Source organism: Nonomuraea sp. NPDC049152, from assembly GCF_040648355.1.
Classification (GTDB): Bacteria; Actinomycetota; Actinomycetes; order Streptosporangiales; family Streptosporangiaceae; genus Nonomuraea.
Window position 1 is genome coordinate 169,125 of sequence record NZ_JBEZDO010000002.1, and the last position, 12,219, is coordinate 181,343.

Sequence of the window (12,219 nt, forward strand, 5' to 3'; positions counted from 1 at the left end):
GATCACTCCCCACGACGTCACGTTCGCATGACGCTGGCCAGGCTCCTCGCCGTCTGCTCGGTCTGGGGCGTGTTCTGGGGGTCGTGGTCGGCGCTGCTGCCCGCCGTACAGACCCAGATCGGAGCCACCACCGCCGATCTCGGGCTGGCGCTGGCGGGCGTGCCCGTCGGGGCGATCCCCGCGATGGCGCTCACCGGCCGGCTGGTCAGGGGCAGGGAACGCACGGCGCTCGCCGCCTCCACCGCGCTGTTCGCCGTCGCGGTGGCGGGCATCGGCTTCGTCACGAGCCCGCTCACGCTGGGCCTGGCGCTCGTGGGGCTGGGGGCGACCAGCGGGGCCCTCGACATCGCGCTCAACACCGCGACCGGCAGGGCCGAGCGAGAGTCGGGGCGCAGGCTCTTCCAGCCGGTTCACGCCTCCTTCCCCGTCGCCGTGATCGTCGCCGCGCCTGCCACGGGGCTGGCCCGCTCCCTCGGGTACGGCCCGGCGCAGGTGCTGGCCGTCACCGCGGTCCTCGTGCTGGCCTGCGCGGTGTTCGCGCTCGGCCTCTCGCTGGGCAGGGGCGTCCAGCCGGTCGGCGAGGCCAAGCCGAAGGGCGCCTGGCGGCACGCCGTCGTCCTCGGCGCGCTGGCCGCGGGCGCGCTCGTCATCGAGAACTCCGTCGAGCAGTGGTCGGTCCTGCTTCTCGAGGACCATCGGGCCGCGCCCACCCTGCTGGCCAGCGCCGCGCCCGCCGTCTACATGGGCGCGCTCACCGTCGGCCGCCTGACCGCGCAGGCGCTGCCGCGGCTGGGCCTGCGCACCCTCTACCTGCTGGCGGGGTTCGGCGGCGGGGGAGGGATCGCGCTGGCGGGGCTCGCTCCCGCGGCGTGGCTGTCGCTGGTCGGGTTCGGGCTGACCGGGCTGGCGCTGGGGCCGCTGGTGCCCGCCATGCTCAGCAAGGCCGCGGTGGGCGACGAGGACGGCACGCTGGTGTCCGCGGTCTCAACGATCTCCTACGCCGGGTTCGTCATCAGCCCGTTGCTGGTCGCGGCGCTGTCGGCGGCCTTTTCACTGCCGGTGGCGCTGGCGCTGCTCGGGCTGCTTGCCGTACCGCTCCTCGGCGGATATTTGACCGATCGTTCTCGATAGGGCATATTCGAGACCGTTCGTTCTGGATTTTTGACGGAGGAGTGGTCATGCGATTCAGTGGCAAGGTCGTGCTCGTGACCGGTGGCGGATCCGGCATCGGGAGGGCGAGCGCGCAGGCGTTCGCCGACGAGGGGGCGACGGTGGTGGTGGCCGGCCGGAGCGCCGGGCCGCTGGAGCAGACGGTGAAGCTCATCACGGAGTCCGGCGGCACGGCGAGCCACGTGCCGGCCGACGTGGCGAGCGCCGCCGACGCGGAGGCGATGGTGGCCGAGGTGGTGGCGCGGTACGGCAGGCTCGACGTCGCCTTCAACAACGCGGGCGTCTTCGCCGGTGGCGCGGTCACCGACCTCGACGAGCAGACGTGGGCGCGGGTCATGGACGTCAACGTGACGGGCGTGTGGCTGTCGATGAAGTACGAGATCGAGCACATGCGCCGCAACGGGGGCGGCGTCATCGTCAACACCGCGTCCAACCTGGGGGCGCACAAGCGCTACAGCGGGATGGCCGCCTATATCACCTCCAAGGCCGCGGTGAGCGCGCTGACCAGGGCGGCGGCGCTGGAGTACATCGGGGAGGGCATCCGTATCAACGCCGTCAGCCCGGGGCCTTCGGAGACGGCGATGTCGCTGCGGCCGGGCGAGAACGAGGCGGACAGGGACGAGCGGATGAAGTCGGCGCTGCCGCTCGGCAGGGTGGGCAGGCTGCAAGAGATCGCGGGTGCCGTGCTGTACCTGGCGTCGCCCGAGGCAGGCTTCACGGTGGGCACCGACCTGGTGGTAGACGGCGGGGCGTCCGTCTGAGACCACTGATCGTTCTGTCGGCGGGGGGAGATAGGGTCGGACGCGCTCGACGGCCGTGCGACAGGAGTGACGATGACGTATCCCCCGCCCACCGGTCAGCCGGGCGCGCCCGGACCCTGGACGGGACCCCACTCTGAGCAGCCCCCTCCGCCGGGCCAGTGGCCGCCGGCACCGCCGTACCCCGCCGACGCCTCGTGGGGCGCTCCCCCCGCCCCCGGCTATCCCCCCGCCCCCGGCTATCCCCCCGCCCCCGGTTATCCGCCCGCTTCCGGCTATCCGCCCGCGCAGGGGCAGACTCCCCCTCCCGGTCATCCGCCTGCTCCCGGCTTTCCGCCTCCAGGGGATCCATGGGGGCCGCCGCAGCCGGGTCATCCCGGCCACCCGCCTGTCGGCGCGCCTCCAGGACAGGCGCCGCCCGGGCCAGGGGGGCACAGGGCCGAGGGGCCGCCCAAGCGCGGTGCAGGGCGGATCGTCCTCGGGGTGCTGGTCGCCGGGTTCGGCGTGCTGGCCGTGCTCGGCGGTGGCGGCGTCATCGCCCAGGCCTACGGCAACAGCCGCCAGATGATCCCCAACGAGCGGTATCTGACCAACCTCTGGCACAACGTCCCCGTCGAGACGCTGTTCCCCGCCACGATCGGCCGCCCCGACCCCGACGGTGAGATCACCGGCGACCTGGGCTGGACCAGGGTCGCCGTCTCCCAGGACACTTCGTGCAAGTCCGCCCTGTCGGGCGCGATCGCCAAGGAGGCACAGGAACGCGGCTGCGTGGCCGCCCTGCGCGCCACCTACCTCGACGGGTCGGGCGGCACCGCGGCCACCGCCGCCATCCTCGCCTTCCGCGACGAGGACGACACCCGCGACCTGGAGCAGATCGTCCACGACGAGCAGGAGAAGTCCGACCACGCCGTGCGCGCGCTGGCCGCGCAGGGCCTGCAGTGGAAGGACGCCGCCCGCGCGGGCAGCGGCGGCAGGGAGGCGATCGACATCGGCTTGCCGTACTTCGTGGTGGTCAGCGCGGGCCCCGCCGACGGGCGCAGGCCTGGGCGGCTGCCCGAGCCGTGGGGCCGCAGGGCGATCCCGCAGAAGCAGGACCGCTCGCCCTGGGCGGACACGGCGAAGGGCGTCGCTGAGGCGCTGGCCAGGAGGCTGGCCGACGAGGGAAGGAAGGCCAGGGCGTGACCCTTCTCAAGATCGTTACCGTCGCCGCCCTGATCGCGGGGCCCACGCTGACCGCGACCGCGGCCTCGGCCCCGGCGCCGCAGGGCTGGGAGCAGACGGCCATGCGGGTACCGGCCGCGCAACGGCTGGCCCAGGGCAAGGGCGTCACGGTCGCCGTCCTCGACACCGGCGTCGTAGCCGGGCATCCCGAGTTCAGAGGCCGCGTCACCAGCGGGCCCGACTACATCGGCGGCGGCGCCAGACCAGGACAGCCCTACTGGGGCGAGCACGGCACCTCGATGACCTCCAGCGTGTTGAAGGTCGCGCCGCAGTCCCGCGTCCTGTCGGTGCGGGTCATCTGGGACCATCTCGACCCCGCCCGCAAGAAGGTCGACGAGTTCATCAAGGACAACGACTTCAAGTCGGCCGAGAAGGTCGGCAAGCCAGGCAATGCGCTGGCCAAGGGCATCCACTACGCCGTCGACAAGGGCGCGAAGGTCATCTCCATGTCGCTGGGCAGCGACGAGTGGGGCTGGGGCGGCTACGAGGACGACACCGCAGCGGCCGTCGACTACGCGCTCGGCAAGGGCGTCATCCTCCTGGCCAGCGCGGGCAACGGCGGCTCGACCGACAGGAACGACATCGACGCCAACAACGTCGTCTCCTACCCCGCGGCCTACCCCGGCGTGATCGGCGTGGCGGCCTCAGGGCCCACCGGCAGGCGCGCCGACTTCTCCCAGGTCCACACCTACACCACGATCGCCGCGCCGGGGGTCGACATCTGGGCGGCCAACAACAAGGGCGCCTACGACAGCGGCAACGGCACCTCGCCCGCGTGCGCGCTGGCGGCCGGGACCGTGGCGCTCATGCTCTCCCGCAACCCCGACCTCACCCCGCGCCAGGTGCGCGACATCCTGGTCACGACCGCCAAACGGCCCACCGCCACCTACACGACCTTTCTCGGGTTCGGGGTGATCGACGCCGCGGCCGCTGTCCAGGCCGCTGGTGGTGCGAAGGCCGTCAAGGCCGTGCCGTACAAGGGGAAGAAGTACTTCGGGCAGGGCCCCACCGACCAGACCACGAAAAACGCGCCTCTCGATACCGAGTACCTCGTCATCGGCGGCGTGGCGGCCGGCATCGGGCTGATCTGCCTGGTAGGCGCCTTCTTCCTGCTGCGACGTAGATCATCGGCCAAGAGTGGGCACAGGCGATGAATGCGGTCCTCCCTCTGGGTATCTCCGCTGGAGTGACCCGAGAGCGGAGGACCGACATGGCCGTCTGTGAAGTGTGCGGCAACGACTACGACATGAGCTTCGAGGTGCACGCCCAGGGAGCGGTGCACACCTTCGACTCCTTCCAGTGCGCCATCCACGCGATGGCGCCCATCTGCGAACACTGCGAACAGAAGATCATCGGTCACGGCGTCCAGGCCGATCGCCGCTGGTTCTGCTGTGCCCACTGCGCCCGCCAGGAGGGGGCGACGGCGATCGTCGACAGGGTGATGGCGGGGACGTCCGCTTAGGGGCAGACTGGCCTTGTGGCCGACTTTGACGTACTTGTCGTGGGCTCAGGCCCTGGTGGGCAGAAGGCGGCCATAGCCGCCGCCAAACTCGAGAAGCGCGTGGCCGTGGTCGAGCGCCGCAACATGATCGGCGGCGTCTGCATCAACACCGGCACCATCCCGTCCAAGACGCTGCGTGAGGCCGTGCTCTACCTGACCGGTCTCAACCAGCGGGAGATGTACGGCCAGAGCTACCGCGTCAAGGACGACGTCACCGTGGCCGACCTCGGCATCCGCACGCAACATGTGATCGGCCGCGAGGTCGACGTGATCCGCAGCCAGCTGTCCCGCAACCACGTCGCGGTCCTCACCGGGTCGGCGCGCTTCGTCGACCCGCACACCGTCGACGTCATCGACGAGCACGGCCGCGACATCAAGGTCACCGCCGACAAGATCGTCCTGGCCGTCGGCACCAGGCCCGCGCGCCCAGGCTCCGTCGAGTTCGACGAGGAAACCATCATCGACTCCGACGGCATACTCAACCTGCCCGCGGTGCCCGACTCCCTGGTCGTCGTCGGCGCGGGCGTCATCGGCATCGAGTACGCCAGCATGTTCGCCGCCCTCGGCACCAAGGTCACCGTCGTCGAGCGGCGCGAACGCATGCTCGAGTTCTGTGACCTGGAGATCATCGAGGCCCTGAAGTACCACCTGCGCGACCTGGCCGTCACCTTCCGCTTCGGCGAGACGGTCGCCGCCGTCGAACGCCGTGCCCGCGGTGCCATCACCCTGCTGGAGAGCGGCAAGAAGATCCCCGCCGCGACCGTCATGTACTCCGCGGGCCGCCACGGCATGACCGACGACCTCGGACTCGAGGCCGCGGGCCTGACCTCCGACGAGCGCGGCCGCATCTCCGTGGACTCCTTCTACCGTACGGCGGTGCCGCACATCTACGCCGTCGGCGACGTCATCGGCTTCCCCTCCCTGGCCGCGACGTCCATGGAGCAGGGCCGCATCGCCGCCCACCACGCCTGCGACGAGCCGCTCCCCAGTATGTCGACCCTGCAGCCGATCGGCATCTACACCATTCCCGAGATCTCCTTCATCGGGCAGACGGAGGACGAGCTGACCCGCTCGCACGTGCCGTTCGAGGTGGGCATCTCCCGCTACAGGGAGCTGGCCCGCGGCCAGATCATCGGCGACACGTACGGCATGCTCAAGCTGCTCGTGTCCCCCGAGGACCGCTCGCTGCTCGGCGTGCACGTGTTCGGCACGGGGGCGACGGAGCTGCTGCACATCGGCCAGGCGGTGATGGGCTGCGGAGGCACGATCGACTACCTGGTGGACGCGGTGTTCAACTACCCGACGCTGGCGGAGTCGTACAAGGTGGCGGCGCTGGACGCGATGAACAAGCTGCGGCGGGTGGCGCGGTTCGAGCTCTGACGGCCTGTGGTCCTCGCCGGGGCGCGCGATGGCGCCTACGTGGGGGCTCCCGGGCGGACGATCATGAGGACCACGACGATCGCCCACAGAAGGTTGTAGATCCCGGCGAGCGTGCTCAGGGTGCGTAGCCGCCTGCCGTCGTCCGGGGCGGCGAGGGCGTCACGTTGACGCGGATAGATCTGCAGCGCGAGCAGCCCGCCCGCCACGGCGGTGAGGACCATGGAGATGGTGATCCAGGTCTCGCCCATCCGCCCCTGGACGAGCGCCAGGGTGATCCCCGCGACGGGCACGACGACGCCGAGGACGCCGTAGCCGCGGGTGATGCGATGCAGCGCGAGGGCCACGGCCCGGTTGCGGTCTCCCTGGGGCTCCGGTTCAGGGTCGGTGGGCGCGCCCGCGACGGCCCGGTTGTGATCTCTCTGGGTCTCCGGTCCCGAGCCCGCGGCGGCCCGGCTCGCCGTGACACTCGTGGCGACCGGGGCGTAGCGGGGGAACAGGCTGGTCGCGATGCCCGAGCCCCCCACGAACACGATGCTCGCGAGCACATGGATCGACAGCAACACGGCATCCACGGGGTTCCCCTCCCGGCCAACAACCTTCAGACAGCCTGAAGCTTAGCAGGCGCTTCAGTTCGCCTGAAGGTGGGGGTCTCACGCGTCAGGGGCGAGCCTCGAACGCGGCGCGCACGGCGTCGGCGATCTGACGCTGGATCGGGTCGGCGTCCGGGCCGAACAGCCGCTCGTCGACCCCGGCCAGGGCCTTCGTCGCCTCCCGCATGAGGCGCTCGCCCTCGGACGTGATCTCGATGGCCGAGGCGGACCCGGCGCGAGCGGTGTTGTCACGAACGAGCCCGGCGCCGGACAGCGCCTTCACCGCCGTGTGCACGCTCTGGACGGTGATCCCGGACATGCGCGCCAAGTCGCTGAACGACGCACCGGGCACGCCTGCGATGTGCGCGAGCAGGCCGAGCCTGCTGACCGTCAGTCCCAGCGGCGCGAGGGCGGCGCCGAGCTCGGTCTCGATCCTGTGCGCCAGCGTGAGCAGCACGATCGAAGGGCTGGTCACCGGCGGACCCGGACGGGCGTTCTCGATGGTCACCCCCCAAGTCTCCCGCACCACCCCTCGATCGGTTTCGGGCTGGTCGGGTCGGCCGGCGCCGACGATGGGTTCGCCGCGGACGCTGCCCGTGGAAGACCTCCCCCTGCGGACCACGTCGAGCCGGCCGGGCCGCCCCCTCCACGGGACCGATCTTCCCGCGTGTCAGGATGGCAGCATCGCCTGATACGCGGGAGGAGCGCCCATGACCGATCGCATCGAGACGTTGATCGACCGGCAGATCCGTGAAGCGCAGGAGCGCGGCGAGTTCGACAATCTGCCCGGCGCGGGCAAGCCGCTGCCGAACAGGAACGAGATGAACGACGAGCTCTGGTGGGTGAAGCGCAAGCTCGCGGAGGAGAATCTCACCATGCCGCTGCCGCCTTCGCTCGCCCTGCGCAAGGAGGCGGAGACCGCCCTGGCCGAGGCCCGGACGGCCGCGACCGAGGACGAGGTCAGACGCATCCTCGACGAGATCAACGGGAAGATCGTCGAGGGCAACAGGAAGGCGATGTCGGGCCCACCGCTCAACCTGATGCCCTACGACGTCGAGGAGTTCCTGGACGGCTGGCGCGCACGCCGGTCGGGCGGCTCCTGACCGTTTCGGCTCCGGCACGACACGAAGCCGCCGTAGCCCATGAGCCTGTGACGGCGCGTCCTTCACGACCTCCAGATACTCTCGCTCGAAGGGTAGGCCGGGCCGTCGGGTACGGCGGGCTCGATGCGCCACCTGCCGCCCGGCCTCTCGTTCGTCTCGGGGTTGAGGGCGATCTCTGCGAGATTGTGTGCTCAGTGCGGTTTGGTGAGTGATTGCTGGACGGACACGATGGGGGGCGGCGTGATAATCGTGCAGCGGATCGTGATCCGGTGGACCAAACGAGCGCGGGGCGCCGAGGAGGCCACGCGTCGAGGCGAAACTCCCTCTGCGTTCGAGATGCCGCCGACGCCCGACGCGCCGCTGATCGTCCACGATCTTCTCGCCGACGAACGGACCGGATACGTGCCCACCGCCACTGTCGGCAGTCGTTCATTCCCAGCGCAGCTCAACGGGCTGCGGTTCCAGCTGTCTGGAGCGGCGGTCGAGGTGGGGCGAACCCCGGTGTGGGCCGCGTACCCGACCAACCGTCACCCCAGCCGGGTATTCCTGCTCCACCCAGGTGAGCGTGCGCGTTACCGGGCCAACTTCCGCTTCAGCGGCTACAGCACCCAGTGGTACTACGAGCAATGGACCGTCAACATCGCACACGAGCCATGGCGACGCGACCTGTTCCTGGCAGGGGAGGTGGACCACGACAAGGACGAACGAGTGTCTTTGTACGGCGGGCATATCTGACCCACGCGCGACATAAGTCAAGACCGGTGGGTAGGCCGGGAGCCCGCGCCAAACCGCCCCGCCTCGATGAGCATCTGGCTGCGCGCGCCGAGCTGTTGCACGCCACCTAGGCCGAGATCGCCGAGCGACTGCCCGGCAACTCTCAGGTCCGGCCGCCGATACCGAGATGATTTTCAATCGGCAGGTTGGCGGTGAATCCCAGGAGCCGTAGTGCAGAGCTCTGGCCGCGTCGTCGCTGTCGGAGGCGATCGCCGGTTCGGCGGCAGGTCTAGGTGTGACCGGCACCGTCGGCGAAGCGCGGCAGAACCATCTCGACCAGCGCGGCGACGTCGGCGTCGTCCATCGGCTCGCCGGTCATGCCCATCCGGTGGAGCAGGGTTCCGACGACGACGTCGATGAAGAACAGGACCCGGTTCTCCGGCTCGCCGAGCGCGTCTTGGAGGGCGAGCCGGTACGGGTCCTGCAACCGAGCGGACAGCACCTCGCGCAGAGCGGGATCGCTGACGGCGTCGCTGAACACGCCCGCGAACGCGTCGCCTACGCCGGGCTCGCCGATCTTCGCCGCGATCCAGCGGATGGCCGAGGACATGAGCTCGGCTCGACTGGCGCCCTCCAGCGGCACCGGGCCGAACGCGTCAAGGAGGCAGTCCACGATCAGCGCGCCCTTCGACGGCCAGCGACGGTAGATCGTCGTCTTCGCGATGCCGGCCGCGGCGGCGATGCGGTCGACGGTGGCACGCGCGTAGCCGAGCTCGTGGACCGTGCTCAGCGTGGCGGCGAAGACCACGTCGGTGACGCCGGATCGCGGGCGACCAGGTGGTCTGCCGGATGTGGTCGCTTGGGTCATGGCCACACGATAACTTATTACGCTACTATCGGTATCGATACTTTTGGTAGCGAAACTATCTGACCCGTGGAGGGGACATGAGTGAGGTCACCGTTGCGGAGCGGCCGCCGCTGGGCATCCGGTTGCTGCGTGCCCTGGGAAAGGATCCGGACTGGTTGGCGATGACGGCCGAGGAGCTGGTCGCCTACCGTGACGCGGAGAACCGGAAGCGGGCATCCCGTCTGGGGCGGGTGGTCACAGGGTGTCCGGACCGCGGCGCCGCGATCCAGTGGCAGGAGGTGGCACTGCCCGGCCTCACGCTCCCGGTCCGGGTGTACCGGCCGTCTCCCGGGCGCGACGGCGGGCGTGACGGCCGGGCCGGCCTGCCGCTCGTGCTCCACGTGCACGGAGGCGGGTTCGTGGGCACGGCGGCGCAGAGCGACTGGGTGAACAGCCACCTCGCCGTGCGGCTGCCCGCGGTCGTCGTCTCGGTCGAGCACCGCCTCCTCGACCCGGACACTCCGCTGTCGGCGGCCGTCGACGACGGCTGGGACGTGCTCCGGCACCTGCTACGCCACGCCGCGCAGTGGGGGATCGACCCGGCGCGCACCGCCGTCTTCGGTGAGAGCACCGGCTCGATGATCACCGCCTTGGTCGCGATCCGGGCCAGAGAAGCCGGCCTGCCCCTGCGGGCGCAGGTGCTGGTCAACCCCGCTGTCGACCTGACCTCGACGATGTACGACCACGCCTCGTTCACCGAGCACGCCAACAGCCCGACCCTCACCATGTCGTACATGCGGCTGCTCCGCCGGTTCGCGGTTCCGCCGGGAACCGATCCTCGTGCGATGTCGCCGCTGTATGCCGACGACCTGAGCGGGCTGGCCCCCGCGCTCGTGGTGGTGCCGACCATCGACCCGCTGGCCGATCACGGCCGCAGCTACGCCGAACGACTGCGCGCGGCCGGGACACCCGCGAGGCTCGCCGAACATCCCGGAGCGACGCACGCGTTCCTCAGCATGCCCGGCGTGGTGCCGCAGGCGAAGGCCGCGCGGAAGGAGATCCTCGAGTTCCTCCGGGGCGCGCTCGCTGGGTGACGAGTCCCGGCGTGCCGTTTCAGTTCCACCTCATCAGGTCCAACCGGGATACGAGGATGTTCCTCAACCCCATGGCGTGCCGGGCACAAACGTCCAGCCGCCGACCGCCGGCGCAGCCGCGTTCAGGGCTGATCGTCACCGGTGGGCTCGCCCCTGGCCGGACCTGCCAGGAAGGTCGGCAGACACACCCCGACCGCGGCGGCGAGGCGCAGGTGGCGTACCTGCCACTGCCGTTCCGGCTCCGGTCCTGGGGGCGGCCCTTGAGCAGGCGCGGCAGCAGCCGCCAGGATCGCTCGCCTGGTGGGGTCGGCGAGCGCGGCGAACGTGGCGCTGAGCGGGTCGGTCCGGCTCATCACTTTCCCGATTGGTGGATTGACTTGGGAACCATGCCGAAGACTGGCCGCTGTCGGCCTCCTCCTTGATTGGTTCGGCCAGTGTCCGAACAAACCCTTCCTGTGGAATCGCTCCCACGTGGGAGGGGGCGCGAGGATTGGTCGACGGACGCCGTCGTGCGGCATGATGGGGCAGCCTGGCCGATCGTCGGGAACGGGGCTGACCTTGATCACTTCCTCAGCGGGTCCGCGGCCCGCGGACTTCACCGACGTCAGAGCGGCCAACCTCGCCGTCGTCCTGAGGTTCGTGCGGGACAACGCGCCGTGCTCGAGGGCCGACATCGCCGCCTCCACCGGGCTCAACAAGGCGACCGTGTCCAGCCTGGTCGCCGATCTCATCGACCGGCGGCTGGTGCGCGAGGTGGGCCTGACGGAGAACCGCGTCGGACGGCCCGCCACGATGCTCGTCCTGGACGGCTCGCCGTACGCGTCGATCGGCCTCGAGATCAACGTCGACTACCTGACTGCGGTCGCGGTGGACCTGGCGGGGGAGCGCCTGCTGTCATGGCGGCGCTCCTTCCCCGGGGCGACGGCCACGCCCGCGCAGGCCGTGTCCGCGATCGCCGCACTCACCAGGCGCGTCATCAGCCGCATGACCAGAGACCGGCGGCAGGTGCTGGGCGTGGCGGTCGCCGTTCCCGGCCTGATCGGCCTCAGCGGCACGGTCGTGGTGGCGCCCAACCTCGGGTGGCGCGAGGTGGACCTGGCGGGCGACCTGGCCATGGCGCTCGGCGATCCCGGCTTCCCCATTCAGGTGGAGAACGACGCCAACCTCGCGGTCCTGGCCGAGCACCGGTTCGGCCCGCTCGGCGGCACACCGAACCTGGTGTACCTGACCGGCGAGGTGGGTGTCGGCGCCGGAGTCATCCTCGACGGACGGCTACGGCGCGGCGGCCAGGGGTTCAGCGGGGAGATCGGGCACGTCCAGATCGACGCCGACGGGCCCGCGTGCCGCTGCGGCCGTACCGGGTGCCTGGAGGCTGTCGCGGGCATCGGCGTGTTCGTCTCGGCCACCGACCCCGCGGAGGTCGAGCCTGCGATCGAGGAGGTCGTCCGCAGGGCGAAGGCGGGCGACCGGCCGACCCTCGACCTGCTCGCCAGGGTCGGCCGCGACCTCGGAAAGGGCATCGCGATCGCCACGAACCTCCTCAACCCCGAGGCGGTGATCCTGGGCGGCTACTACGTCCCGCTCGCCCCATGGCTGCTGCCCGCGGCCGCCGCCGAGGCGAGGGGCCGGACCATCGCGGCCGACCTGGGCGGCTGCCAGATCGTCGCCTCCACCCTCGGGTACGGCGCCGCGGCCCTCGGCGGCGCGGCGCGCGTCCTGGACTCGGTCGACTCAGGCCGCCTCCCCTCGCTCCACGCTTCCTGACCCGAAGCCCAACCACCCCGACCCGGCCATTCCCTGACCCGGAAGCCCAACCGCCCCGACCCCGGCGTTCCCTCCGA

At 70.8% G+C, this 12,219-nt stretch carries 14 protein-coding genes; 10 read left to right on the forward strand and 4 right to left on the reverse strand.

The window, feature by feature from the left end:
• Positions 1-27 precede the first annotated feature (27 nt).
• The 6 genes from AB0B45_RS04595 (at position 28) to sthA (ending at position 6,030) form a co-directional block, all read left to right on the forward strand.
• Complete coding sequence (locus tag AB0B45_RS04595; protein ID WP_358125215.1) at positions 28-1,131, forward strand: MFS transporter; 1,104 nt, start codon at positions 28-30, stop codon at positions 1,129-1,131.
• A gap of 47 nt (positions 1,132-1,178) precedes the next feature.
• Positions 1,179-1,931, forward strand: a complete 753-nt coding sequence (locus tag AB0B45_RS04600; protein WP_358125218.1) for a glucose 1-dehydrogenase — start codon at positions 1,179-1,181, stop codon at positions 1,929-1,931.
• Positions 1,932-2,003: 72 nt separating this feature from the next.
• Entirely contained in the window at positions 2,004-3,110 is a 1,107-nt protein-coding gene (locus tag AB0B45_RS04605; RefSeq protein WP_358125221.1) for a hypothetical protein, read from the forward strand.
• A complete protein-coding gene (locus AB0B45_RS04610; protein ID WP_358125224.1) occupies positions 3,107-4,303 on the forward strand; it encodes a S8 family serine peptidase in 1,197 nt (398 codons plus the stop codon). The genes AB0B45_RS04605 and AB0B45_RS04610 overlap by 4 nt, the downstream gene beginning before the upstream one ends.
• Positions 4,304-4,359: 56 nt before the next feature.
• Entirely contained in the window at positions 4,360-4,611 is a 252-nt protein-coding gene (locus AB0B45_RS04615; RefSeq protein ID WP_358125226.1) for a hypothetical protein, read from the forward strand.
• Positions 4,612-4,626: 15 nt separating this feature from the next.
• Entirely contained in the window at positions 4,627-6,030 is a 1,404-nt protein-coding gene (sthA, locus tag AB0B45_RS04620; protein WP_358125228.1) for a Si-specific NAD(P)(+) transhydrogenase, read from the forward strand.
• Positions 6,031-6,065: 35 nt separating this feature from the next.
• Here the strand turns inward: sthA and AB0B45_RS04625 are convergent, their stop codons facing one another.
• A complete protein-coding gene (locus AB0B45_RS04625) occupies positions 6,066-6,602 on the reverse strand; it encodes a hypothetical protein (protein WP_358125231.1) in 537 nt (178 codons plus the stop codon).
• Between the two features lie 85 nt (positions 6,603-6,687).
• On the reverse strand, positions 6,688-7,128 hold the full coding sequence (locus tag AB0B45_RS04630; RefSeq protein WP_358125233.1) for a MarR family winged helix-turn-helix transcriptional regulator: 441 nt from the start codon (positions 7,126-7,128) through the stop codon (positions 6,688-6,690).
• 202 nt (positions 7,129-7,330) lie between these two features.
• Between AB0B45_RS04630 and AB0B45_RS04635 the strand changes: the two genes are divergently transcribed.
• Together AB0B45_RS04635 and AB0B45_RS04640 are read left to right on the forward strand one after the other, a co-directional pair.
• Positions 7,331-7,723: a DUF1992 domain-containing protein gene (locus AB0B45_RS04635; protein WP_358125236.1), complete on the forward strand. Its 393-nt coding sequence runs from the start codon at positions 7,331-7,333 to the stop codon at positions 7,721-7,723.
• A gap of 240 nt (positions 7,724-7,963) precedes the next feature.
• Positions 7,964-8,458, forward strand: a complete 495-nt coding sequence (locus AB0B45_RS04640) for a hypothetical protein (protein ID WP_358125239.1) — start codon at positions 7,964-7,966, stop codon at positions 8,456-8,458.
• A 268-nt stretch (positions 8,459-8,726) separates the two neighbouring features.
• Here the strand turns inward: AB0B45_RS04640 and AB0B45_RS04645 are convergent, their stop codons facing one another.
• Positions 8,727-9,305, reverse strand: a complete 579-nt coding sequence (locus AB0B45_RS04645; RefSeq protein ID WP_358125241.1) for a TetR/AcrR family transcriptional regulator — start codon at positions 9,303-9,305, stop codon at positions 8,727-8,729.
• A gap of 77 nt (positions 9,306-9,382) precedes the next feature.
• Between AB0B45_RS04645 and AB0B45_RS04650 the strand changes: the two genes are divergently transcribed.
• Positions 9,383-10,378, forward strand: coding sequence for an alpha/beta hydrolase (locus AB0B45_RS04650; protein WP_358125244.1), 996 nt, complete (start codon positions 9,383-9,385; stop codon positions 10,376-10,378).
• Between the two features lie 122 nt (positions 10,379-10,500).
• Here the strand turns inward: AB0B45_RS04650 and AB0B45_RS04655 are convergent, their stop codons facing one another.
• Positions 10,501-10,731, reverse strand: coding sequence for a hypothetical protein (locus AB0B45_RS04655; RefSeq protein WP_358125247.1), 231 nt, complete (start codon positions 10,729-10,731; stop codon positions 10,501-10,503).
• 205 nt (positions 10,732-10,936) lie between these two features.
• Between AB0B45_RS04655 and AB0B45_RS04660 the strand changes: the two genes are divergently transcribed.
• Entirely contained in the window at positions 10,937-12,142 is a 1,206-nt protein-coding gene (locus AB0B45_RS04660; protein WP_358125251.1) for an ROK family transcriptional regulator, read from the forward strand.
• Positions 12,143-12,219 lie beyond the last annotated feature (77 nt).